22 protein-coding genes and 1 pseudogene are annotated in these 24,869 nt (G+C 52.8%); 10 read left to right on the top strand and 13 right to left on the bottom strand.

Annotation, left to right across the window (positions count from 1 at the left end; genetic code table 11):
- The first annotated feature begins 283 nt into the window (after window positions 1–283).
- Window positions 284–1,303, top strand: a complete 1,020-nt coding sequence (locus AC6I8N_RS03225; RefSeq protein WP_208724740.1) for a glycosyltransferase family 32 protein — start codon at window positions 284–286, stop codon at window positions 1,301–1,303.
- Here AC6I8N_RS03225 and AC6I8N_RS03220 read toward each other — a convergent pair.
- Complete coding sequence (locus tag AC6I8N_RS03220; RefSeq protein ID WP_021185800.1) at window positions 1,277–2,200, bottom strand: LysR family transcriptional regulator; 924 nt, start codon at window positions 2,198–2,200, stop codon at window positions 1,277–1,279. The two genes, AC6I8N_RS03225 and AC6I8N_RS03220, sit on opposite strands and share 27 nt — an antisense overlap.
- A gap of 120 nt (window positions 2,201–2,320) precedes the next feature.
- Here AC6I8N_RS03220 and AC6I8N_RS03215 point away from each other — a divergent pair, with 120 nt between their 5' ends.
- The 4 genes from AC6I8N_RS03215 (at window position 2,321) to AC6I8N_RS03200 (ending at window position 7,719) form a co-directional block, all read left to right on the top strand.
- Complete coding sequence (locus AC6I8N_RS03215) at window positions 2,321–2,710, top strand: tautomerase family protein (protein WP_021185799.1); 390 nt, start codon at window positions 2,321–2,323, stop codon at window positions 2,708–2,710.
- Between the two features lie 215 nt (window positions 2,711–2,925).
- On the top strand, window positions 2,926–5,223 hold the full coding sequence (gene opgB, locus AC6I8N_RS03210; RefSeq protein ID WP_497830031.1) for a phosphatidylglycerol--membrane-oligosaccharide glycerophosphotransferase: 2,298 nt from the start codon (window positions 2,926–2,928) through the stop codon (window positions 5,221–5,223).
- Between the two features lie 292 nt (window positions 5,224–5,515).
- A complete protein-coding gene (locus AC6I8N_RS03205) occupies window positions 5,516–7,117 on the top strand; it encodes an APC family permease (RefSeq protein ID WP_497830030.1) in 1,602 nt (533 codons plus the stop codon).
- Between the two features lie 173 nt (window positions 7,118–7,290).
- Window positions 7,291–7,719 (top strand): hypothetical protein, encoded by a 429-nt coding sequence (locus AC6I8N_RS03200; protein WP_497830029.1) that lies wholly within the window; start codon window positions 7,291–7,293, stop codon window positions 7,717–7,719.
- Here the strand turns inward: AC6I8N_RS03200 and AC6I8N_RS03195 are convergent.
- Window positions 7,716–8,426, bottom strand: coding sequence for a GNAT family N-acetyltransferase (locus AC6I8N_RS03195; RefSeq protein ID WP_497830028.1), 711 nt, complete (start codon window positions 8,424–8,426; stop codon window positions 7,716–7,718). The genes AC6I8N_RS03200 and AC6I8N_RS03195 overlap by 4 nt on opposite strands.
- Window positions 8,427–8,529: 103 nt before the next feature.
- Here AC6I8N_RS03195 and pdxR point away from each other — a divergent pair, with 103 nt between their 5' ends.
- The gene (gene pdxR, locus AC6I8N_RS03190; protein WP_497830027.1) at window positions 8,530–9,978 is read left to right on the top strand and encodes a MocR-like pyridoxine biosynthesis transcription factor PdxR; all 1,449 of its coding nucleotides are present in this window, start codon (window positions 8,530–8,532) and stop codon (window positions 9,976–9,978) included.
- Here pdxR and AC6I8N_RS03185 read toward each other — a convergent pair.
- The 4 genes from AC6I8N_RS03185 to AC6I8N_RS03170 all read right to left on the bottom strand — a co-directional run bounded on the left by AC6I8N_RS03185 (window position 9,975) and on the right by AC6I8N_RS03170 (window position 13,730).
- Entirely contained in the window at window positions 9,975–10,421 is a 447-nt protein-coding gene (locus AC6I8N_RS03185) for an RcnB family protein (RefSeq protein ID WP_497830026.1), read from the bottom strand. The two genes, pdxR and AC6I8N_RS03185, sit on opposite strands and share 4 nt — an antisense overlap.
- A 166-nt stretch (window positions 10,422–10,587) precedes the next feature.
- On the bottom strand, window positions 10,588–11,769 hold the full coding sequence (locus AC6I8N_RS03180; RefSeq protein ID WP_497830025.1) for a serine hydrolase domain-containing protein: 1,182 nt from the start codon (window positions 11,767–11,769) through the stop codon (window positions 10,588–10,590).
- Window positions 11,770–11,913: 144 nt separating this feature from the next.
- A complete protein-coding gene (locus AC6I8N_RS03175; RefSeq protein ID WP_021185790.1) occupies window positions 11,914–12,696 on the bottom strand; it encodes a MetQ/NlpA family ABC transporter substrate-binding protein in 783 nt (260 codons plus the stop codon).
- 14 nt (window positions 12,697–12,710) lie between these two features.
- Window positions 12,711–13,730, bottom strand: coding sequence for an isopenicillin N synthase family dioxygenase (locus tag AC6I8N_RS03170; protein ID WP_208724734.1), 1,020 nt, complete (start codon window positions 13,728–13,730; stop codon window positions 12,711–12,713).
- Between the two features lie 233 nt (window positions 13,731–13,963).
- Here AC6I8N_RS03170 and AC6I8N_RS03165 point away from each other — a divergent pair, with 233 nt between their 5' ends.
- On the top strand, window positions 13,964–14,638 hold the full coding sequence (locus AC6I8N_RS03165) for a YecA/YgfB family protein (RefSeq protein WP_415173075.1): 675 nt from the start codon (window positions 13,964–13,966) through the stop codon (window positions 14,636–14,638).
- An 87-nt stretch (window positions 14,639–14,725) separates the two neighbouring features.
- On the opposite strand, the gene AC6I8N_RS03160 is transcribed toward AC6I8N_RS03165, so the two are convergent.
- Window positions 14,726–15,775, bottom strand: coding sequence for a DUF1176 domain-containing protein (locus tag AC6I8N_RS03160; protein WP_497830024.1), 1,050 nt, complete (start codon window positions 15,773–15,775; stop codon window positions 14,726–14,728).
- Window positions 15,776–16,003: 228 nt separating this feature from the next.
- On the opposite strand from AC6I8N_RS03160, the gene AC6I8N_RS03155 reads away from it, so the two are divergent.
- A complete protein-coding gene (locus AC6I8N_RS03155; protein ID WP_497830023.1) occupies window positions 16,004–19,237 on the top strand; it encodes a DEAD/DEAH box helicase in 3,234 nt (1,077 codons plus the stop codon).
- On the opposite strand, the gene AC6I8N_RS03150 is transcribed toward AC6I8N_RS03155, so the two are convergent.
- Entirely contained in the window at window positions 19,221–20,111 is an 891-nt protein-coding gene (locus AC6I8N_RS03150; RefSeq protein ID WP_497830022.1) for a LysR family transcriptional regulator, read from the bottom strand. The genes AC6I8N_RS03155 and AC6I8N_RS03150 overlap by 17 nt on opposite strands.
- Window positions 20,112–20,201: 90 nt before the next feature.
- On the opposite strand from AC6I8N_RS03150, the gene AC6I8N_RS03145 reads away from it, so the two are divergent.
- The gene (locus AC6I8N_RS03145) at window positions 20,202–20,981 is read left to right on the top strand and encodes an NAD(P)H-dependent oxidoreductase (protein ID WP_415173071.1); all 780 of its coding nucleotides are present in this window, start codon (window positions 20,202–20,204) and stop codon (window positions 20,979–20,981) included.
- On the opposite strand, the gene AC6I8N_RS03140 is transcribed toward AC6I8N_RS03145, so the two are convergent.
- Both AC6I8N_RS03140 and AC6I8N_RS03135 read right to left on the bottom strand, forming a co-directional pair.
- A complete protein-coding gene (locus AC6I8N_RS03140; protein ID WP_497830021.1) occupies window positions 20,982–21,311 on the bottom strand; it encodes a DUF1493 family protein in 330 nt (109 codons plus the stop codon).
- Window positions 21,312–21,418: 107 nt separating this feature from the next.
- Window positions 21,419–22,110 (bottom strand): annotated as a pseudogene (locus tag AC6I8N_RS03135) (AraC family transcriptional regulator).
- Here AC6I8N_RS03135 and AC6I8N_RS03130 point away from each other — a divergent pair.
- Window positions 22,042–22,185 carry a hypothetical protein gene (locus AC6I8N_RS03130; protein ID WP_497830721.1) on the top strand — a complete coding sequence of 48 codons (144 nt, stop codon included), beginning with the start codon at window positions 22,042–22,044 and terminating at the stop codon, window positions 22,183–22,185. The pseudogene AC6I8N_RS03135 and the gene AC6I8N_RS03130 overlap by 69 nt on opposite strands.
- 40 nt (window positions 22,186–22,225) lie before the next feature.
- On the opposite strand, the gene AC6I8N_RS03125 is transcribed toward AC6I8N_RS03130, so the two are convergent.
- The 3 genes from AC6I8N_RS03125 to AC6I8N_RS03115 all read right to left on the bottom strand — a co-directional run bounded on the left by AC6I8N_RS03125 (window position 22,226) and on the right by AC6I8N_RS03115 (window position 24,743).
- Complete coding sequence (locus AC6I8N_RS03125) at window positions 22,226–23,182, bottom strand: nickel/cobalt transporter (RefSeq protein ID WP_497830020.1); 957 nt, start codon at window positions 23,180–23,182, stop codon at window positions 22,226–22,228.
- A gap of 368 nt (window positions 23,183–23,550) precedes the next feature.
- Window positions 23,551–24,018 (bottom strand): hypothetical protein, encoded by a 468-nt coding sequence (locus tag AC6I8N_RS03120; RefSeq protein ID WP_497830019.1) that lies wholly within the window; start codon window positions 24,016–24,018, stop codon window positions 23,551–23,553.
- 2 nt (window positions 24,019–24,020) lie between these two features.
- Window positions 24,021–24,743 carry a hypothetical protein gene (locus AC6I8N_RS03115; RefSeq protein ID WP_208724724.1) on the bottom strand — a complete coding sequence of 241 codons (723 nt, stop codon included), beginning with the start codon at window positions 24,741–24,743 and terminating at the stop codon, window positions 24,021–24,023.
- Between the last annotated feature and the right edge of the window lie 126 nt (window positions 24,744–24,869).

The raw sequence follows: 24,869 nt of genomic DNA, 5'->3' as shown, positions 1-24,869 counted from the left end.
CCGCATCAAACCACAGCGAAATTCTATTTTATTAGGAATAGTCTTATCCATACTTAATTAAACAAACACCGATTACCAAAATTATTTAATGATAATTTTAACTTGAGTGGCTCATTCATTTTCCGGTTTATCTGAAAGATAAAGAAAATGATGGTCTCGCGCGCAGGAATGTTTTATTAAGCAAGGGTAGTCTTTTACACACAGCCGTGAGGAAACAAGAGCGCGCCCACGCGCCAGCATCAGGGAATCCCCAACCGCGATAATCACAATAATCAGGTGCACCATGACAAAAAAACGCCTCCAAACTGCCCGTATGCTGTGGCACAACTGGCAGAAAATTGCTTTTACCGGCCAGATGTTACTGCAAAAAAAGCAGCAAAATAGCCTTGTCGCTCCGGAATACGATCCGAGCGAAGAGGATAACGTGGTGTTGATTTCTGCCGAAAAAGAGTTGGCAGATATCCCTAAAATAGTCTGGATGTATTGGGACGATGAATATTTACCGAAATCAATGGCGTTAAATATTCAAAAAATCCGCCAGGATAATCCCGATCATCAGGTGCATTTGTTAAATCGTCAGACGGTAAAAGAAGTCTTGCCCGATTTTATCTTCACTTCACCAGAATTAACGCTGAAACAAAAAAGTGATGCCATTCGGTTGGAATTATTATTACGCTACGGCGGCATCGCCATTGATTGCAGCACCCTGCTGTTTGAAGATCTCGCCTGGGTACATCGTGTGCATCAGGAACGTCCTATGGATGTGATTGGTTTTTATTGTGAAGTCTCAACCATGAATTACCTGTCGCCGGTGATGGAAAACTGGTTTCTCGCCGCCAGCCCCAATAATCCTTTTATCCGCGAATGGCAGAAGCAGTACGCGCCGATTAAACATCTTGGGGCGCAACGTTTCTTCAGTGAATTGAATAAGCGCGATGATTTTACCCTGCTGGCGCAAAAAATTGCTGAGCCGGAGCAGCAACTTTGCTCCCTGGCGCAACAGGCGGCGATGCGTGAATATCGCCGGGCGAATATCTATCTGCGCAAGGGCGAAGCGAATGCCTACTTTTATCAACGCCTGAGCGGCTGGAATAGTGCGGCGTTTGCTAAATCGGTGTTATTTCAGCAGCGCCCGCACACCCCGCCACCGGTGATTAAATTAAGCGGTAATGAACGTCAGCATCTCGACTTCAACCTGCGCCTTGGCAACTACAATCGCACCAGCCTGCTGGGACAAATGATGCAACCCCATGCACCGGTTGCGCTGGTGTCGCCCTCAGCCATCAACAAAGCGCGCGCGTAGCCAGTGAATAAAGGTGGTGACCGCTCGTGGCACCTGGGCCGCATAAGGGCGCACCACCCATAAACGATCGGCGAAGGCGTCCACCGACTGCCATTGCGGTAAAACCCGTTGTAACGTACCCGCCGCCAACGCCGCGCTGGCGCTGAAATCTGGCAGCATAGCAATGCCCAACCCCTGCAACGCCGCATCGCGAATCGATTCGCTATTGTTAGTGGCAAAATTCCCCTGGATTCTGACCAGCACCGTTTCGCTGGCGTCGTTCAGTTGACGGAAACGCCACTGTGGTGACTCCAGCCCGCGCGGATAGTACAGGCAATTATGCTGCTGCAATGCCTGTGGGGTTTGTGGTGTACCCTGCTCCGCCAGGTAAGCGGGGGACGCCACCAATAAAGTCTGGGTTTCACACAGCGGCAATGCGACATGCGTTTCCGGCAACTGCTGGCTGTGACGAATCGCTAAATCAAAACCCTCACTGCCGAGCGAGACTAAGCGGTCGGTCACATCCAGTTGGATACGCACCTGCGGATATTCACGCAAAAAATCGCCGATGATCGGCACCAATTGCTGCCGGGCAAAGGCTACGGGGGCGCTGACACGAACCATGCCGCGTACCGGGCCCGCCTCATCACGCACGCTGAAAAAACTTTGCTCAATACGCGCAAAGGGATCTCGTAGCTCATCCACCAGCTTTTCTCCGGCAGATGTCAGGCGTACGCTGCGGGTGGTGCGTTGCACCAGCGCGACGCCCGCCATCTCTTCCAGCTCTTTAATCTTTTGACTCATCGCCGCCTTGCTGACATCCAGCCGTTCAGCCGCACGGGTAAAGCTCCCCAACTCAGCCAGCACGGTCAGCCAGTGCAGGTGCACCCAAAGTGCATCGGTTTTAATCTCTTTCATGATGATTGTTCAAAATAATAAATAATCATTTCAGGCAGCGCGCTTTTTCTTTGCAACGGTACACGGCAGCATAGCACCACATCCTACTCTTTCCATGTGAGCAAAAACGAGGGTTTATTTATGCCGTTACTGCAATTTGACGTGATTCAGGGCCGTTCTGAATCAGAATTACGTACTCTGCTGGATGCGGCTCATCGCGCCGTTCTGACTGCTTTTAAAGTCCCACCCCGCGATCGTTATCAGATTGTTCACGAAAACAAAAGATACCAGATGGTTTTTCAGGATACCGGCCTCGGTTTTGAGCGCAGTGACAATCTGGTGATGGTACGGGTCTACACCAGCCCGAGAAGTGAAGAACAGAAAACGCTCTTCATGGCAGAGTTAGCACGCGAGTTACAGGAAAACTGTGGCGTGCAGGGCAATGACCTGATGATCAGTTTTATTACCAATAATAAAGGTGACTGGAGCTTTGCCGATGGCGAAGCGCAGTACCTGACCGGCAAACTCTGATCCTCTTCTCTTCCCCCTTATCTGGCAGCGATCTTTGATAGCTGCCAGTGCAAACCATAGCCTGCCTAAACCCGCTTTAAACAAAGTCAAATCAGCCGCACAAATCTGACTGGTCGTGTTGCAGACATGTGACAGCCAATATAGATTGACGCAAAAACCCCCAAAGAGGGTGGTTACGCACGGATTGCGTATTCAATCAGCCTGAGGATCCGACCTTGTCCGAAGTATTATCGGTTGTACTTTTTTTAGCTGCGATTGCAGTCTATTCCCACAAAGCCGGGCGTAATAAGTTCTGGTTTGGTGTGATTTTGCTTCTTCTTACCCTGTTCATCGTGCTCAACATCACGCTGTTTGCCAGCAACTATTTTACTGGCGACGGGATTAATGACGCGGTGCTCTATACCCTGACTAACAGCCTGACCGGTGCGGGCGTCAGCAAATACGTGGTGCCGGCGATCGGTATCATCATTGCCTTATTTCTCCTGTTCTGTCTGCTCACATGGCTGCTACGTCGTCGCAAACAGAAACACCATCTTGGCTGGAGCCTGCTGGCTATCGCCTGTGCTGCGGGTTCAGTGCAAACCACCCCGGCATTTCGTCAGGTGAAAGATTTAATTGCTTCCCATAATCGACTGGCGGATTCCGATTTCGAGACTTACTACAAGACGCCAAAATCGGTGATTAGCGAGCCAAAGCTCAACCTGGTCTATATCTATGGCGAAAGTCTGGAGCGAACCTACTTTAACGAAAAAACGTTCCCCGGCCTGGCACCCGAGCTGAGTCGTGAAAAAGATCAAAGCCTGGATTTCAGCAACACCGAACAACTGCCCGGCACGGATTACACCATCGCCGGTATGGTCGGCTCACAATGTGGGATTCCGCTGTTTGCTCCGTTCCAGGACAATGCGTCTGCCGCACTGTCCAGCTTCTTCCCACAAAATATCTGTCTCGGCGATATCCTGAAGAATTCCGGCTACGATAACTGGTTTATTCAGGGTGCCGACCTGCGCTTTGCCGGTAAAGATACCTTCCTGAAATCGCATGGTTTTGACCCGGCACATATGTACGGTGCGCAGGAACTGAAAGATCGCGTGGCTGACCCTGACTATCGCAACAACTGGGGTTATTACGATGATACCGTGATGGATGAAGTGTTTAAGAAGTATGAGGAACTGTCGCAGCAGCAGAAACGCTTTGCGCTCTTTACCCTCACCGTCGATACCCACCACCCGGACGGTTTTATTTCCCGTACCTGCCAACATAAAAGCTATAGCTATGATGGCAAACCAAATCAGTCATTCAGTGCGGTGGCCTGCTCCCAGGAACATGTGGCGCGACTGATTGAACGTATTAAAGCCTCGCCGTGGTTTAAAAACACCATCATTGTGGTGACGTCCGATCACCTGGCGATGAATAACACCGCGCATCAATATCTGATCCAACAACCACGCCATGACCTGTTTATGGTGATCCGTGGCGATCAGCCTGAAGCGAAGGTGCTGGATGGCAAGCGCAGCACGCTGGATAACGGTGCCACCGTGTTGGATATTCTCGGTGGCGATAAAGCCATTGGCCTTGGCCGCAGCGGCCTCAGTTCCCCTTCGCTTTCCGCGCAGTTTGATAACATGACGCAGAAGGTGTTGTCATGGAAACCGGATATCATCCAGCTGTGGAATTTCCCCAGCAAGCTCGATGCCTTCACCATCGACCAGCAGAAGAACACTTTCAGCTTCTCAGGTACCACCTTCAAGCTGCCGATTCTGTTCCGCGTGGGCGATAAACGCGTGGAACCGCTGCCGGAAGGTGAGTATTCCGCGCCGCTGCGTTATCAGCTGGCAGACTTTACCGCTGCGGAGAAGTTCGTCTGGGTGGATCGCTGCTTTAAGATGGCGCGCCTGTGGCAGCCTGATCTGGCACTTTCCAGCGACCTCTGTCTCGCAATGGGGCAGATGGGCGGTCAGCCAACGATTACGCGTATTGATAAACCGGTGTGGAAGGGAAAAGCGATCTTCCCGCTAACCACCCTCAGCGATGCGCAATATCAGCACAATGAGCAGCAGATCCGTATTGAAGACAACGCCATTCGCTATAGCGCTGACAGCTTTATGCTCAACGTGCCCGGTGCACCGCAAAGCGTGAAAAGCTTCACCGGCATTTCGCGCCCGGAGCTGTGGGGACGTTGGTCCAACGCCAATCTGGCACCGGAAGTGAACATCGAATATGTCGATCCGCTGCCGGGAAGTTTTGATGTGGTGATCACCGCCCGTGCATTTGGCCCCAATGCGCATCGGCCAATTCCGGTTCGCGTTGGCGATCAGCAGCAGGAATTAACCTTGGGTGACGATGTATCGACCACCACGCTGCATTTCACCAATCCCGGCGGCAGCCATAATTTAATTATTGCCCCGCCGGAACCTCAGCTCTCCAATGTGGGAAATATCATCGGCCAGGACCCCCGTAAATTAGGTATTGGCATGGTGGATATTAAAATTATTCCACAACCGCAGGAGTAACGGGAATTATGTCATTCCTGTTGCAGGGATGACATAATGTTTCAACTACATGCATAATGTATATTTCGGATCATCGCGGTGCGTCCTGCACCGCGAATCCATAGGTTCAGATAGTTCCCGAATATATTGAACCCCCTATTTCCATGTCAGGCATTTACCTAAACCGCCCATTCTCCAGGTGATGCCAGAATATTTATTTCATCGCTAAACCTTCACATCCCTAAAATATTACTGGCACGCAATATGCTTTATTCCCCTCTCACAACATCTAATAATCAGACAGGGGCATGTTATGGCGTCAAGTGGGCTAAAACAGAAATTAGGGCTGGTCGATCTGTCGTTACTTGGCATTGGATCGATGATTGGGTCGGGCTGGTTATATGCCGCACTCAATAGTTCCGGCTATGCGGGCAGCCATACTGGTTGGGCGTGGGTATTAGGGGCAGTGATCGTGCTGCTGATTGGCCTGGTGTATGCCGAGCTTTCATCGGCGCTGCCGCGCGCGGGCGGCTTTGTGCGCTATCCCAACTATTCACACGGCAATATCGTCGGTTTTGTTATTGGCGTGAGTTCACTGCTCGCCTACACCAGCACGGCCGGGGTGGAGGTTGAAGCCGTGCGTCAGTACGCCATTTATTGGTGGCCAGCGCTGGGGCATGCTGATGGCAGCCCGACCGGACTGGGTTTTGCCGTGCAGATTGGGCTGCTGGTGGTGTTTTTCCTGCTTAACTACTGGAGCGTCAGTTTCTTTGGCCGCGTTAACACCATTGTCACCACCTTTAAATTTATCGTGCCGCTGCTGACCATTGTCACCCTGCTGCTCTACTTCCATGCGCCAAATCTTGAGGTGCCACCGGCACCTCCGGGCGGTGCTCATGGCGTCTTCAGTTCACTGACCGGCGCAGGGATCGTGTTTGCCTACCTCGGTTTTCGTCAGGCGGTGGATTTTGCCAGTGAAGCCAAAAACCCACAGCGCAACGTGCCGCTGGCGATTGGTATCGCTATCGCCGTCAGTTTCGTTATTTATCTGGCACTGCAATACGCCTTTATGGGTGCAGTGCCGACAGATTTACTGTCGCAACACGGCTGGGCTGGTCTGAAGCAGGTATTCCAGTCACCCTATGCTGACCTGGCACGCAGCCTTGGTCTTACCTGGTTAATTAACCTGATCTTGATCGACGCCGTTATTTCACCGGCCGGGACCGGTAACATCTATCTGGCTGGGGCCGCACGCGTACTTTTCGCGTGGGCGCGCAACGGCCATCTGTTCAAGGTGTTTGGTGAAGTGGATGCGAAATCCGGTGTGCCTCGTGGCGCGTTGTGGCTGTCACTGCTACTGGCGATCGTCTGGACGCTGCCATCAGAGTTTCAGGTATGGGGTGGCTTGATTGGTGCAGTGACCTCCGCAACGGTGTTTACCTATATGCCCGGTCCAATTACCCTGGGCGCGTTCCGTAACCACTTGCCAGATATGCAGCGCCCGTTCCGTTTACCGATTGCCGCGATCCTCAGTCCTCTGGCCTTTGTTGCCAGTACTCTGCTGATCTACTGGAGTGGCTGGTCAGTGAATGAGATCCTCATCCCGATCCTGATCGTCGCCTGGATTGGCTATGCCATTTTTGGCAAGAAAAACAGCCAGTTCCGTCAGGATTTGCAGTGCGCATGGTGGCTATTGGCCTACTACATCGCCGTAATGGTGATTTCCATGCTCGGCACCTATGGCGGCAGCGGTGTGATTAGTGCGCCACTGGATATGATCCTCGCCATCGTTGCTTCACTGGTCTGCTACTTTTGGGGAGTAAAAGCCAGCCTGTCCGTGCCCGCCATCACCGATGAAGAGGATGAAACCCCAACTTCCGGCAAAAAAATTAGCGGTAAATACGCACATAATTAGTCCCACACCCGCCTGTGCCACGGCACAGGCGGCCTGCCTCTGAAAATCTCGTTACTCGTTGTCCTAATTGATTTTTTTCGAGATAGCGCGCAAAATACACACTGTAACATGGCGCAACTATCACATCCCGGATAGGTTTCTCCCCAGGAGAAAACCATTCAGGGAGAACAGGGATGATACTGACGATGATGAATACCCATAAAGCGTACAAATCGTTGCAGCAGGCAGGTGTGGACGAACGCCAGGCAGAAGTGCTGGTCGAGATCTTCGCCGAAATGCAGCAGGAACATTCACTGACCAAAGCCGATTTATCCCAGGCGATGGAAGGGGTGGTAAAAGGACAACAGGCGCTCCAGACACGCGTTGACCGCCTTGAAGATCGGGTCGACCAGTTTGAGAAGAACGTCAATCAACGCTTTGAACACGTTGATAAGCGCTTCGAAAAACTTGAAGCGCGTTTTGATCACACGGATTCCCGTATCAGTGGCATGAATCTCGACATTGTCGGGATGAAGAAAGAGCTGCAATGGCTGAAGCGGGTGATGATGGCAGCAACCTGTGCCATCGTGCTTGCCGCCAGCAAATATATCTTTCTCACTTAACCCTGACGCAGCGCTTCCAGTCGGTTGCGCTGCCTTCCCCCGGCGTCGAAGTTATCCGCTGACAACCAGCGTTCAAAGCCCAGTTTCACCTGCGGCCATTCGCTATCAATAATCGAAAACCAGCAGGTATCACGGCTGCGGCCTTTATAGACAATGGCCTGACGGAAAATCCCTTCCAACTGGAACCCCAGCCGCAGTGCCGCATTACGTGATGGCTGATTGCAGCTGTCACATTTCCACTCGTAGCGGCGGTAGCCAAGTTGTTCGAAGGCATAGCGCATCAGGAGATAATGGGCCTCGGTTGCCATACGCGTTTGCTTTAAAAGCGGAGAAAACGCCACATGTCCAATCTCCATCACACCATGCGTAGGTTCGATACGCATCAACGCCAGCGTTCCGACAGCACGCCGACTTTCTTTATCAATCACCGCGAAATGCATGGGATCGTGCCCATTCTCAATCTGACGCGCATACGCCAGATAGGCCGCTTCATCCTTGAAGGGTTGCGCAAACATATAGGTCCAGTCCCGGCCATCTTCCGCCAGCGCATAGGCAGCATAGAGTTCGCGACCATGACGTTCGGCACTGAGCGGTTCGAGGAAGCAATAGTCGCCGGTAAAGGGGATAAATTCCGGTCGCGGACGCGGTTGCCAGTCAGGTAATGCAAACCCCACGGGTTGCCCCCAGGCATTGGTGTTCTGAGACATCGTGTTTCCCTGTCGTTGGATTGGGTAGAGGTAATTTGCCACTTTGCTGGCCCTGTAAAAAGCGCCACAATCATGCTTATTGTTAGATCCACGCGAGCACGGCATGAACGAATTCGACCTCAGCACCCTGCTAACGGCACCGCTGGCAAGCCATCACCCTTTGACGCTACAGCAGCAGTTGTTCCAGCGTATCCGACAGGCGATTCTGGCTGGCAAACTCCCCGCAGGCACCCGACTGCCCGCCACGCGCCAGTTGGCACTTGAACTTCAGGTTTCGCGTAATACGGTGATCGCCGTCTGGACACAGCTACAGGCTGAAGGTTTTCTGGTGAGCGATCGCCAGGGTAGCCGCGTCACGCCGGTTGCACAGCTCCCCGCCCCTGCTGCTATGGCTGAACATGACAGCGAGCCACGGTTGGCAACTCGCGTGGCCCAGTTAAATTCATCACACCGTCCGTTCAGTCAGGAAATGGCGCTGAGGCCAGGTGTTCCGGCGCTGTCGCACTTTCCACTCGCCCAGTGGCGACGCGCATTTAATCGCGTGATGCAACATCAGCCCCACCAGTTGCTGGGCTATGGTGATCCGCTTGGGGAAGGTGCATTACGTGAAGCCTTGGCCCAACATCTTGCTCTGGCACGCGGGGTACGCTGCACCCCGGATCAAATTGTCATCACCGAAGGCGCACAACAGGCGCTGTCATTATGTGTGTTGCTCCTCAGCAATCCGGGTGACATAGGTTGGGTGGAAGAACCGGGCTATCGCGGGGCGAAAGCCGCGATGCGCACAGGAGACCTGCACATCGAACCTGTCGCTGTAGACACTCACGGGCTGGCACCGCAGCCGCAAGACTGGCAACAACGTCCACCAAGGTTGATTTACACCACACCGACTCATCAGTATCCCACTGGCGTGGTGATGAGTGCGCCACGCCGTCTGGCGTTACTGGCGGCGGCGCGGGAGCATCAGGCGTGGATTATTGAAGATGACTACGACAGTGATTTTCGTTACAGCGGCGAACCCATCGCGGCAATGCAGGGGATGGCGCAGCACGCCCCGGTGATTTACGTGGGTTCATTCAGCAAAACCCTGTTTCCTGCATTGCGTCTGGGTTTTATGGTGTTGCCGCCCCAGTTGTCACCGCGTCTGCGCCCGGCGCTGCATGAAGTGCTGCGCGGCGGTAATCGCCTGGAGCAGCAGGCGCTGGCGGCTTTTCTCCGCAATGGCGATTTCAGTCGTCATCTGAGCAAAATGCGTCGCCTGTACCGACAACGTCAGACCGCATTGCGCAACGCACTCATCCAACAATTGGGTGAAAAGGTTTCATTGCTCGGTGGGGAATGTGGCATGCATTTGGTATTACAGCTCCCACCCGCAATACAGGATATCGCGTTGGCAGACCAACTGATTCAGTCAGGTTGCGCGCCCGGCGCACTGTCAGGGTTTTATCTGGGAGAGCACAAACAGCAAGGACTGGTGCTGGGATACGGTAATACCAGCACCAGTCAAATCAGCAATGCGGTGGCGCAGTTGGCGCGCCTGATTAATCGCTAGCCTTTAAAGAAGATGTCACCGGATTTCGCCATCACGATTTTACCGGTGTCATTGGTGATCAGGATGTAGTTAGCGTTGATATATGCCCAATGGGTATCTTCCTGCGGTGCTGGCAGGTGACGCGGCTGCCATTCGCTAATGATGTAGGATTTACCGCGATACTCATCCGGCACCACATCGCCGACTTTATATTCTTTGTAATCAATCACGATAGTGGTGAGATCGTAGTTGTTCGGTGCGACAGGCTGTGCGGCGTTATCCTGCGGTTGCGCCGGGGTTGCCACTACCGGTGCCTGGGCCTGTGCGTCTGGCGCGGTTTGCTCAACCTGCGGCGGCGGTGGCACGTTATCAATTTGCTCGCCTTCGGCCAGCGCGGCGGGCGTCAGGGTTAACGAGCCCAGAAAAAGTCCTGCAGAAAGAAGTACGGCGTGAGTCCTGCGCATGGTGATGTCCACTCTGGTTAATTATTCAATGTTCAATTTACTGACAATTGCGGCACGCAGAAGGTTCCCCGGTGCGCTTTGCACCGCGTCCTGCGCGTCAAATTTCGCCGGACAGCATACAACAGCCGCCACGCAATTCTGCAAGGCTTAATTGCAAGCAACCGTGTTACTGCCGCACCAAATCCCTCAATAACGCAATGCCAAGGTAATTACTCCAGTTAAACGCATTTTGCAGCACCACGATGGCATTGCCGTTGACCTGATCAAACCCGATAAAGCTGGAGTAACCGCCAATATAGCCTACCTGCCAGGTAATGCGCTGATCGCCGTAGCTGTCGGTAACCCAGGCAATATTTTGTGACTGATTTCCGTGCTGCTGATAGCCCTGCCCGACCTGGGAAAAGGCCTGATTAATGGCCTCATCAGGCGTGGCGCTGAGATGCGCACCGAGATAGCGAATGAGATCCCGCGCGTTGCTGTACAGGCTCGCCGCAGCCACCATGTTGTGACGAAATTGCCAGTCTGGCGTCAGCTGACCTCGCGGAATCAACTTTGGCTGATCGCCAGCATGGCCCAGCGCACGGTAAGGGAAATGGCGTAGATGAGAGGCAGCAAAGCTGGTGCTGGTCATGCCCAGTGGAATAAATAAATGATGTTGGGCCAGGACTTCGATGCTCTGATGAAAGTGATATTGCAGGATATAGCCAAGCAGGGCGTAACCCAGGTTGGAATATTGTGCCTGTGGATTGTCTGGTGCACGGAAATCCGCCAGATAGTCCAGCACCTCATCGCTATCTAAATTGCCGTAAAAATTCTCGCCGCTGGAGAGGTAGCGCATGAATTTGATAAACATCGACAAATCCATGTCCTGACGTGGCAGGCCTGAGGTGTGCGTCACCAGTTGTAGCAAGGTTATGCGCCTGGCATCAGCGCTGAGTGGCACAGCCGTGGGCAGCAACGTCGCCAAGGTATCCGTCCAGTGCAACTCGCCACGATTGACTAACTGGATAATCACCTCTGCGGTGATCCCTTTGCTCAGCGATCCCAGGGCAAACAAGGTATCCGGTGTGATGGGATAACGATGCACAGCATCAGTGACGCCATAGCTGTAAAACTGGGGTTCACCACGCTGATGAATAATGGCGATGCTGATCCCGGAGACCTGCTTTTGCTGCATGTAATGCCGCACCATGTCATCGACATTATCCTCGAATGACGCATGCGAAAGGTAAATATTGTCACTGACCGGGGCCGATGTCTGCGAGAGCGTGCCACAGCTACTGAGCAAAAAAACCGCCGTTGCCACCGTTAACAGACGCAAGCAACAGGTGACGATGCCATGTTGCATCACAAAACCCCGGATGTCAGAAAGGAACCACAGCTGATTTAAGTTAAATCAATAAATTAGAACAAAACAGCCCGTGAAATATCCGGCGAAATATAACACAGATAGAGGGGAACACCACCCGTCAGATACGGGTGGTGGCAGGAATTATTGGTGCACCGGGATCACCGAACCTTTGTACTGCTGGTTAATAAATTCAGCAGTTTGCTTTGACTCAAGATCTTTCGCCAGTTCCAGAATACGTGGGTCGTGTGCCAGCTTCGGTGTTGTAACCAACACATTGGCATACGGATTGTCTTTCGCCTGCTCCAGTCCCAGCGCATCCTTTGACGGTACCAGACCTGCCTGCAACGCATAGTTACCGTTAATAATCGCCAGCGTGGCATCATCCAGCGCACGAGGCAGTTGCGGTGCTTCGATTTCAATAATTTTCAACTGATGCGGGTTATCGCTGATATCCGCAGTGGTGACCAACGAACCGGCACTGCCACTTTTCAGTTTGATTAACCCGTTAGCCTGCAACAGATACAACGCACGACTCAAATTGGTCACGTTATTGGGTACCGCTACCTGCGCCCCTTGAGGCACATCTTTCAAGGATTTGATTTTGTGCGAATAAATCCCTAATGGCTCGATATGGACCGTTGCCACCACGGCGAACTTCTCGCCCAGCGCCTTTTCCTGGTCACGCAGGTACGGCACATGTTGGAAATAGTTAGCATCAACATCCCCCCGCGCCAGCAGCTCGTTGGCATTCAGGTTGCCGTTCAGTTCAATCACCTGCAAATCGAGCTTTTTATCGGTTTGCTTGATTTGATTGAGAATTTCGCTGTGCGGTACCGGATCGGCAGCCACACGCAGTGCGGCCGCGGAAGCGTAACTGCTCGCCAGAGAAAATAAAGCCAGTGCTGCTATCACTTTTTTGTCCATCGGTTTCCCTTTTCTTATGATTTAACGGTATTGAGTGCATCGGTGTAATAACGCAGAGCCACGTCACGATGGGAACGCAAACGTCCTTTCAGGTAATTCCAGCCAACGTCACGAATCAGTGGATTTGCCGGATCGCTGGTTGGCCCGGCCGCCTCGGCCGCCAGTGATGCCGGCAATTGATAGAGCGGCACCTGTGCGTCCAGTTGCGCGCCAAGAAAAAAGGCGATGGAAATGCGTTCTTTACGTGCCGGGGGCGAAACCACACGATGCACGGTGGCACGTAAATAGCCATTGGTCGCCAGCTCCAACAGTTCGCCAATATTCACCACGAAAGCGCCAGGTTTCGGTAACGCATCAACCCAATTGCCCGGCGTGACCTCTACCTGCAATCCCCGCTGTTCGTCCTGCAACAAAAAGGTGAGAAAGCCGGAATCCTTATGCGCCCCGACACCCTGCTGGCTCTCATGTGCCGCCTGGCCAGGGTAGCGAATCAGCTTCACATGTTCGTTTGGATGGGTGCCGTAGAGGGCATCAAAGGCATTAGCAGGCAGAGACAGCGAGCGGGCAAATGCACGCAGCAGACGCAGCGCCACACCGGTCATCTCCTGCTGCCATGCATGGATCACCGGACGCAACTGCGGCAATGCCTCCGGCCACAGATTGGGTCCCTGCAATCGCTTCCATGCCGGATCGCCAGGTTGTAGCGTTAACGCGACACGCTCGGCACCGATATCAAACTGTTCACGCTGGTCACGTTGCTCGCGGGTATATTCCACCCCGGCACGGTTGTAACCGCGAAAATGGGGTGAATGGATCATCGACACGCGTTGTTTTTCCGCCTCTGGCAGGGCGAAGAAAGCGCGGGTGATGCTCTGCACATTTTGCAGCAGCTGCGCATTGACGCCGTGATTCACCAGGTAAAAGAAACCGACATCGCGTGCCGTTTCGCGTAACTCAGTGAGATGTTCTGCCTGCGCAGCGCCGGGTAACTCCAGCAGTCCTAAGTCCAGTACCGGCAAAGTGCCAACACTCATGATATTTGCGTCCTTAATGCAGCAAGTTCAGTGTTTACGCTGACATTGGTCGCGAATCAGAGCCAATAATGTTGCGAAATATGTTATGGGAAATGATTTTTAGGAAAGGTTCAGCAATGGATAGCTGAAAAGTGGCAATTGATGGCTGAATCCCTCCGCTTCCCGCTATAATCGCGCGTTATCGACGTCGGGCAACGTGCCCGTCAATGAGCAGCGATCGCAGGAGATACCGTATGAACCACGGCCCGTTAACCGAAAAAGAGCTGAACTGGCTTGAAGAGATGCTGGAGAAATACGGCACTGAGCACTCCGTGGTGGATGTTGCTGAACTGGATGGCATGCTGACTGCGCTGCTTTCCGGCCCCAATGATATCGAACCGAGCGAATGGCTGGTGGCGATGTGGGGAGGCCAGAAATACATTCCGAAGTGGTCGAGCGAACGTGAAATGGACCGCTTTATGACCCTGACTTTTCAGCATATGAACGATATCGCCGAGCGCCTGAGCGAGTTCCCGGACCAGTTTGATCCGCTGTTCGGCACTCGTGAGATGGAAGGTCAGGAGTTTACCGTGGTGGAAGAGTGGTGCTTTGGCTATATGCGCGGCGTGGCACAAGATGACTGGTCAGCCCTGCCGGAAGCCCAGCAACCGGCACTCGATGCCATTGCCTTACACGGCAGTGAAGAAAATTTTGCCCAACTGGACGGCTTCACCCCGGAAGAGTTTGAAGCCAGTATCGCAGCGATTCGCCCGGCGGCCTTGCAGCTACATGATTACTGGCAGGAGCAGCGCCTGTCACAGCCTGAGCCAGCCCCCCAGGTGCCCTATTTTGCCGGTGAAAAGATTGGACGTAACGATCCCTGTCCGTGCGGCAGCGGCAAAAAATATAAGCAGTGCTGCATGAAATAATACCTGGCGTAGCGGCGCGATTTATCGCGCATCAGGCAACCCGGTGCTGTTATTACGTGATAAATCGCGCCGCTACGCAAAACCATCTCATCGCGCTGGCTTCACATTGGTCACCAGCGTGGGCAATTGCCAGGGCCCACCCGCCCGGATAGCACGACACATGCCCGTGGTGGCCTCGCTGGTTTGCTGGAAGTCTTTGCCATCCCACACCCAGGCGGCGGTACTCCAGCAATCACCGATGCCCCGCCCTTTCTGCGCCAGCGAAATCACGCCGTCGTGGTAGTCGGAGGCGGAATCGGTAATCAGTTCGGGTTTTTGCTGTAATCGCTTGTCCATCAACCAGAAACCGTAACCTTCGTTGTAGGCACCGCGCCAGCACAGTGCGGAGATCAGCACATGCGTTTTATCCACTGGCGTCAGGGTGATTGGCTCAGCCCCCTCTTCTGGCTGGTCATCGGACGGTTGCAAATTATCGCAGCTGTCATCATCGGTCAGCGAGTCAATCAATTGCGGTTTAACCGATGACAACTCCTGGACAGTGAGCGCGCGCGGCTGGGCCTGCATCACTTTAACCTGCTGAATGACTGGCGCAGCAACCGCCACCAATACGCTGCTTTCCGGCTTATCGCCTTTTCTGACCAGCGCCCCTGGCGTGCCGGGACGCCCCTGCGCATCATCCATTTTAAGCAAGGTCGCAAAGGCGCCATTATCCGACAGTTCAAACGGTTCTTCACCACCACGAAACTCGACCGTCCCGTTGCCTTTCACTGCGCGGATCACCGCCTGTGTCTGGGCCTCCGTTAAACGCCATTCGTCGTTATCGGCTTTCTGCAACTCACCCAGTGAGTTGTCATCGATCCATAACGACAGCATCGCCACGGGTTTCGGCTCATCCTCCATTGCGTCTGCCAGCACTACCTCGCCACTTACCGGGGTATTTGCCCCGGCCTGGCGTGTCAGCAGTACCGAACCACCCGCGCCCTCTTCGGTGCTGTAGCCTGCCGCCCGACAGGTCAGGGTGTTATCACACGCCAGCTCCCAGTCTTTATGGCTGAAGGAAATACCGCTGTCATCAGCCCACAGCGGCGTGGCCATGCTGGCAAACAGCGCGATCGCCAGCAGGTTTCGGGATGTCATACCATCTCTCCATAATGATAAAGCTGGATAGTGTGCGCAGTTTTTCAGGCCGGGAGAAGTGAATTTTTAGCGATATAAGATGGCTCCAATCATAGCCATGAGAACGTCTTCGAATTTCCGACTAAATCCGCAGAAAATTAAGCAACGTTGCTAATCATTGAACAAGTATCATTCAACGCAGTAGTATGTCCAAAACTGCGTACTTTTCCATAAGGACTGCAACTTAACATGGACAGCCATAACTCAAATTCCGCAACGCACCAGGCCATTCATATTCTCGAGTATTGGCACAAAATTGAATTCTTCGAATCGACAGATATTAAAGATCTTGAAGATAATGCCGATGGCGTGTTGCAAATTGAGATGGAAGCCCTGCAATCGCTGACTATCCTCCCGTGGATCAATCCTGAGCAAGTGAGGCGGGCTGGCCACCGCTACTCTCCCACTAAAAAATATCGCTATGAGCTTTTTTTCGGTATTTTTGATCGTCAGGAAATATTCCAACAAGCACAGCAATCCTTTCCGACAATCAGCGATATTGATGTTGAAAAGATTGGCGATGACGGGCGTACTTGCTCAATAAAATGTGTGGTTGATCCGCATGGCGTTATAGACAGCGATAGCTTTGAATTTTCCACCGTGACCTGGGCATTAGGACAATTAAAAAAAGGCAGCCTGGATAATCTGCGGTTTGAAAACTATGAACTGAGCACGAAAAAACTTCACGACCGCTTTAAAAGTATTATTACCGTTGCGAATAATATTAAGCAGCAACACAACTTACCTAAAGTTCTGACGACCTTTGAAATTATCGAGTTTTTGCAGGCAATGGCCGAGTGGACATCTTTCCAGCCGCAAATCCAGGTTCCTGCATTATTTATTAAATTAAGAGAAGTGAGGAATCAGCAACAACCTGGGGAAACAATCGATCCCCGACACCTGCCAGAACTGAGCCAAATAACGCAACAAGCCCTGATAACTGGCAGTCATCATGCCTTATCCGCAGCAGATCACTCAGGTGACATCAGCATTCTGAACAGTTTTTATCTGCGTGATATTGAGCAGGCGATGACATATATCCGCCAGCATGGGCTGGATGCGGCCTCACCTCTGGGTCGCTATCTGACGGGAGATCGCCAGCGAAAAGCGGATTTGCTGTTACCGGAAGGGCGATCGCTGCTGGTTGATCATCTCCGGTTAAATAAACTGCCTCCCGGACGCTGGTTGTCCGATGCTCAACACAATATGAGTCTGATGCAGCAATTTGCCATTAATACGCTTGCAGATGAACTGACGGAGACCGGGCTTTTTTCCGTTAATGGGCCGCCGGGCACCGGGAAAACCACTTTATTACGTGATGTGATTGCCAATAATCTGGTGAAACGCGCTGGCATGCTGGCGAATCTCCACCAGGTTGAAGATGCCTTTTCCTGTAGCATCCCGTTAAGGATAAATAATGAAACCCGCATGATTCCCTGCCTGCGTGATGAACTTACCGGCTTCGAGATGGTGGTGGTTTCAAGTAACAATACCGCGGTAGAAAATATCTCACGCGAGCTGCCACAAATTAAAAGTCTCGGCGATGACTGGAAAGAGGTTGATTATTTAAAACCCTCAGCACGTAAAGTTGCAGCAACCTCGCGCCATCTCACTCCAGGCGAAAAGCAACAAGGCAAAACATTTGCCATTGATCCGCTGTCAGCGGAAGAAGATTGCTGGGGACTTATCGCGGTCGCGTTGGGGAAACAGAAAAATCGCGAACAATTTAAGGAGCGGGCTTTTACTCAGAGCCATAAATCCGCCATTGCCCCGGCGCCAGCAGATGAATATCGCAATCTTTTCTCTGCCATCAATGGTGCCAATATAACAACCTTCGCAGAAGCGAAGCTCGCCTTTCAGCGAGCCGAAAAGCGCTATCAGGATATTTTGCGCGATCTTCAGTTGCTTGAAACACAAAATGATCGGCGCAACGCCCACCAGCAACAGCTGCGAAAGCGGGAAAAATTAAACCTGCGTCTTTACCAACTTCAGGCCGTCATCGCTAAACGCACTTTACGTATTCCTGGCTGGTGGACATTACGTATTGAAAAAATTTGTCGGGAAAAAGCCATTTGTGCGGGATTACATCGTCGTCTGGTCGCCACGCAGGCAACGCTAAATCTTGAAGAACAACGGGCAAAACAGCTGCTTGCAGAACTGGAAGCCGCGCAGCAGCATTGCGACGAGCTACAGCGGCAGTACCCGGATGTGATGTTTGCTGGCGCGGATACCGATATCGAAGCGGAACAGGTGCAGCGCAGCGCGTTTGGTCAGGGTGCAGTGTTAAATGCCGCGCGCAGTCAGCTGATGGCATGCGCACTGGACCTGCATCAGGCCTGGCTGAAAGCGTCTTACCGTAAGTGCAATTTAAAAGAGGTTTTGTTCTCGTTAAGTGATGCAATCAATGGCAGCATCACCGATCGACGAGCAAGCCTGGCGCTCTGGCAGTTGTTATTTATGATTGTGCCGGTGGTGTCATCTACCTTTGCTTCGGTCCATCGACAGTTTAAACATTTCAGCTTCGCAGAGATTGGCTGGCTATTTATTGATGAAGCAGGACAGGCAACGCCACAACAGGCCGCTGGTGCGCTGTGGCGAGCCAGACGGGCCGTGGTGGTTGGCGATCCACTGCAAATCGAGCCCGTGTTTACTATCCCCCCGGCATTTGTCGAAACCCTCGCCGAACGCGCCTTTGGCGCTGAATGGCTAGAATGGTCGCCAACCACCCAATCGGTGCAAAATCTGGCTGACCGCGTCAACCCTTATGGTACTGCGCAAATCGCGAAGAATAACTGGCTTGGCAGCCCGTTACGTGTCCATCGACGTTGCGATGAACCGATGTTTAGCATTGCGAATGCCATTGCGTATAACAACAAAATGCTGCATGGCCGCGATCAACGCTGGCCCAGGGACAGTAGCGTTTGGGGAGCCAGTCGCTGGCTGGACATTGGCGGCGAGGTTCAGGGAAAACACTATGTGCCTGCCCAGGGACAGCGGGTGCTGCAAATGGTGACATCATGGTTAGACGCTCATGACAATCTGCCGGATGTGTATGTCATTTCGCCCTTCCGCCAGGTTAAAAACCAATTGAAATCTCTGCTCCGTGCCGAACTTGGTCACGTAGAAGGGATTAAACGCTGGTTAGATGACCGGGTGGGAACGGTACATACCTTCCAGGGGAAAGAAGAGAAAAATGTGATTATCGTGCTGGGACTGGATGCCCGTACCCGGGGAGCCGCTAAATGGGCTTCCGCCAAACCTAACCTGCTTAATGTCGCGGTGACCCGCGCACAAAAACACGTCTATATCATTGGCAGCAAAAACATTTGGGCGAGCTGTCCCGGATTTCAGGTTGCCGACGAGAAATTAGGCGCAATGGCAGCCAAAAACCCGCCAGTGTACGAGGTTACACTGCGGCCATAATCTGTTGCCTTAACCACTGATGGGCCGGATCGCGCTGCATACGTTCGTGCCACATCATTAAAATATCAAACCCCGGCACATCAAGCGGCGGCTCGATAACCTGCAATTGCGTTGAGCGGCGTACCAGCCGCTCCGGCAGCACCGCGACCATGTCGCTGCTCGCCAGCACTTCCAGCATAAAAAGAAAATGTGGCACCGATAACACCACGCGCCGCGCGCGTCCGATCCTGGCCAGCGCGCTGTCGGTAGCGGCGCTGAATCCACCACCGTCCGGCGAGACGATGAGATGTTCCAGCTGACAGAACGTATCCAGCGTCAGGCCCGGATATAAATGCGGATGACCAATACGTCCGGCCAGCATGTAACGCTCACTGAACAATTTGCGCTGATGCAACGTCTCAGGCGCGCGATCGCCAGTATGGAAAATCAAATCCAGTTCGGCTTTCTCCAGTTGCTGCGCCACCAGCGGCGGATTAAGACCAAACACCGCCACACGGCAATCCGGTGCTGCGACCCGCAACGTCCCGATCACCGGCAGCATGATCGCCGAGGACATGTAATCGGTGGCGGCGATACGCCAGGTCAGGTTTGCCTTATCAGGTTCAAAAGCCTGCGGAGGGGCAATCGCCCGTTGCAGCGACTCCAGCGCCAGCCGTAGCGGCTCGCGCAGCGCTTCCGCCCGTGACGTCGGCAACATACCACGCGGTCCAGGCAGCAACAGGGGATCGTTAAAGATGCTGCGCAGCCGCGCCAGTTGCGCACTCACCGAGGGTTGCGACAGATTGAGGCGCTGTGCCGCTCGCGTCACATTCAGTTCGGCCAGCAGCACATCGAGTGTGAGGAGTAGATTTAAATCCAGCGCTCCGATATTCACTGTGTCTATACCTGAGATATCAGCAATTGATTTCTACTATATCCAGCCATGACGTAGCCTGCATCCACTTTGTTCTCACAGGATTACACCATGAATGTATTGATTGTCTTCGCTCACCCGGAAGCCCATTCACTGAACGGATCGTTAAAAGATTTCAGTGTGCAGCAGCTAAAAAACGCCGGGCATCAGGTGCAGGTGTCAGATCTCTATGCCATGAACTGGAAAGCGCAACTGGATGCTGCGGATACGCAGGCTCCGCTGGTGGGCGAGTATTTTCACGCTTCTCTGGATTCCCGGTTCGCCTATGAACATCAGCAACAGGCGGCGGATATCACCGCAGAACAGGAAAAATTGCGCTGGGCCGATGCGGTGATTTTCCAGTTCCCACTGTGGTGGTTCTCCATGCCCGCCATCATGAAAGGCTGGTTTGACCGCGTCTATGCCTGTGGCTTCGCTTATGGCGTGGGTGAACATAGCGAAAGCCGCTGGGGAGAACGCTACGGTGAAGGTAACCTGGCGGGTAAACGGGCGATGCTGGTGGTCACCACTGGCGGCTGGGAATCACATTACAGCCCGCGTGGCATCAATGGTCCCATCGACGATCTGTTGTTCCCCATCCAGCATGGCATGTTGTTCTATCCGGGCTTTAGCGTGCTGCCACCGGTGGTGTTGTATCAGGTGCAGAAAGCGGCGGACGCGCGTTTCGCCAGCTGGTGCGATACGCTGGCTACCCGACTGGATACCTTAGCGACCTGCGAACCGATTGCGTTTCGGCGGCAAAATGGTGGCGATTATGTCATCCCGGCGCTGACGCTCAGGGAGGACATTGCGCCAGGGGAAAGCGGCTTTGGCGTGCATCAGAAACGCTAATTATTCATACAACCAGCGCCTGGCCTTAGCCGATTCAATCAACATACCCAACGTGAAATCCGGCACCACCGGCACCTGGCGTTTGTTGAAAGGATTGAGGATCGCGCCCAGCGATGGTTCAGGAGGATAGTAGGCCGCGATAGAAAAGGTGCCGCGCGCCACGTTGAACTCGGAGAAAAACTCCTCCATCAGCGCGGCCGCTTCATCGGCGTCAAAATTGAGATCGCTATCGATATCAATCTGCGGCGACAGCGTTTTTTGCTTAAACAGATAAACGCCATCATAACGACGGACAAGTTCATAGATGCGCTGCTCGATATTATCTGGCATATCGTCTCTCTCTTGCACGATTCTGATGGGTCGGGCGGCTATTCTGCCACGATATGGGCGCGCTGTGTCGAGAAACTCCCGCCAGCAAACACTGTCGGGAGTTTCTGCTATTTCAATGGCAGATAGATGTCAGTGATCAGTTGGTGTTCCGGCACATCGTGAATAAAGTTCTGATAATGAAAGAACAGTGGAAAATCTCGCAGCTCCTCACCGTTGGCTGGCAGCCAGTCGCTATAAAGCCTGCGCGCGCTTGCGGCAATGGCATCGTGCGAACCATGATGACGCAGCAGCGCACACCGGCCGGCGGGGATAAGCGCATTGACCACACCAAACGCATTTTCTTCCGGGATCGGGGCTGTTATCGAGCCGCAGATATCAAAGCGGAATATCTCTGCGGGGGTGCTGGCCGGGTCATGGTGGGCAATGCCAAATGTCTGGCTGCTGACAATCGGTGATAACCCGGTGGTTTTGCGCCAGGTGATAAAACGCGCCGCCGTCTCCATAATGCGTTCGGGCTGGCCGTAATGTGACAACATCGCCACCTGGGTGGCGGGAAAATTAACGACTCCGCATGCTGAAAGCCTGCATCCAGCGCAATATCGATAATCTTCTCGGACGGATTGAATGCCAGCCGGTATGACGCACGTTTCAGACGCATCAACTGAATGTAGCGCCCCGGCGTTACACCGCAGTAACCGGTAAATTGCCGGTGGAAATGGTAGGGCGAAAAATGGGCAACTTCGCTCAGTTGTTCCAGCAGCAGCGGATCGTCAAGGTGTTGATCGATATAATCAAACACCTTGTTAAAGCGCTGGTGGTAAACCTCAGTTTTGTTGACGGGCATGGCATTCTCCTTGCCATTAACTATGCCTGAGCGGTAGCGCGTTTGGCCTGACGGATCTTGCTGAGTTTGGCTAGCACCCGGCGGCGATATAATCTCCGTTGGCGCTGACCGGGATAACGGTGAGAAACAGCACGGTGGCAAAAAGGATGATAATCACACCGCCCGCGATCCGTACCGCCGGAATCAACCAGCGATAGTTTTCGTTGTCACGACTGAAGAAGGTCACGGTACGATGGCGCGCATAACGCACCGCCAGCGACAACCCCAGGATGGACAGTGCCGTCCCCAATGACATCGTCATCACAGCGGCGATCCCCCAACTGACAATCCCCAGCGTATTGGAAAACAGCAGAATCATAATCGCACCGCTGCATGGCCGCGCGCCAATTGCCAGAACCACGCCGAGGCGGGTTTTCCAGTCTGCGTGGGTTAAATCCGCGCCAACACCGTGATGCCCACAGCCGCATTGTTCCGGATGCTGATGCAGCGGTTTGATCCTGCTGATGGCTATTTTTCGTGGTCGCTGCTGGTACAACGTCTGCCAGATAACAAACGCACCAAACGCGCCAATCAGCAGCGCGCTGACTTTTTCCACATACCAACGGCTGGTACTGAGATCGCCAGCCGCCAGGTTAAAACCGACAGCCAGGATATAGACAAACAAAATGGCACAGATGCCCTGCATCAGGCTGCCAAGAAACGGCACCACGCGCGCCGCCAGCTGGCTTTCTTTGTTAGTGCTGAGATAGGTGGTGACGATAAATTTGCCATGCCCCGGCCCGATAGCATGCAGCACGCCGTAAATAAATGCGCCGCCCAACAGCCATACCCCACCGGTGTAATCGTGGCTGTTGAGTTGCAGCAGGTACGTCACCAGCCTACGGTGCAGCGAGATTTGCGTGGCGAGGCTCCATTGCAGGAATGCGGGCCAGTGGGTGTAGAGCGTGGTGGCGATCAGCAGCAATGTCAGGGTGAGGAGTGCTGCGATGGGGATGCGCCAGTCACGGGTGAGAGAGCGAGTTAGCATGGGGTGGCCTGGGTGGTGGGTTTAGGGGATATAGTGGGAATGCTAGTTGGTGTTTGGGGGGAATGCTATGACATTCGGTTGAATGGATTTGAGACACAAAAAAAGCCGCCCTTGAGCGACTTAATTTCTTCATCATGGTGCGAAGGCCGGACTCGAAACTACATTTAACTCGCTAATTTTAAACAAAAAATAAATTAACAAATATTATTATGCCCCTTTTTGTGCCCCCAAATGATTTTGCATATAAGGCTGAGACTACTCGATAAAGTTACTTTTTAACCTACCTCATAGACGCCCTAACTAATAGCCAGTTTGGTTCCGTATGACGGCACCGAACCCAACATCCAGCGATGTTGGCATTCTCGTTTTCATTTAACACTTTCCGACACTGAACCTGTCGAAAAAGTCATATAGGTTTTTAATCCAGAAGGACGTTTCACGCCGCGCGGGTCAGACAGGAAAGGAAGGCGCAAATGGGGTGACCTGGAAATTGTTACGGTCCATCTGACATCATCGATAAACTGAAAATGAACACTCTCTTTATCTACAGAGGCATTTTCAAATGTACCCGAAGCGTATTCTCCGCCAAGGTGGGCAATCTCAATAACACCCTGCTCACGGCTTATCAGGGTAATTGTCAGCGACTCTTCGAACAGAACGTCATCGGTAGTAAAGATCAAATAGCGATCCTCATCAACTCTGAAAGCCGCTTCCAGTACCTTTCCGGGCACCACTATGCCGGATGGTTTACCGTCAAAATAAACCTCTGAACGCGCCTGCGAAAACTCGGTTTGCCCGGAATGTTCGACCAGGGATAATGTGCTGAGCTGTTGCATGATTACCTCCAAAAATATCCCATTTCCCATGCAGCAAGTGCACCACCGATAAATCCGCCGATGAGAACACAAACAGGTGCTCCCGGACCACACACCAGCCCCGCCACCATGCCCCCTGCGGCTCCGCCTGCAATACCAGCACCATTGATAGCCAGCTGGCGTCCAGTTTCTGCGACCTTATTATCAGAGGTATAAATTTCGTAGAGGGACACGGCAATTGAAAGGACCACAAGCCCCTTCCCTATCCGGGAGAGCTTGAGCATTCTCAGATTAACCTGTGGATTTGATTTACCCGCAGATTCAACAATGCTGGCATAAACCTGATTTTTCTGAGCCTGGGAAAGCGTATTGAAATTAGTACGTGGCCCGAACAGGGAAATGGCTTTCTTAGCCACTAATTCATTGAGCGTTTTCCCCGAAGACTTCATCTGCTGAGCCATGGCACGCCCGAGCGGGGTACTACGCGTTCTGACGAGATCCATGATCAGATTGCGTGTTTCCTGCGCCTGCTGCGCTGCCTGTTCCCAGCTAATAAGACCAATGTTTGCTCTTGAGCGGAGATCTTCAGCCATCTCTTTAATGCGTTTCGAATACTCCAGACGCAAACGTGGATCAATTAGCAGGCGTGCAGCGGCTGCTGATATGTCTCCCTGAAGCGCATTCACGGCAGATTCAAACTGCTCACGTCCCTGGCTGTTTACTGAGTTTAAAAGGGAAGTATCCATTTTCGGTTCCTTATCTCATGCCTGGAAAGACTCTAGCAAAACATACGCAGAATAAAAAAACGAAGCATTAAAAAAGATTTATCAAATAATCCTTCACACTGTTCACCTTTCACTTTTATCCATATT

This window comes from Pantoea sp. X-Soil-TKNS-1279 (assembly GCF_059730565.1).
This window is presented reverse-complemented; position numbering and strand designations above follow the sequence as displayed.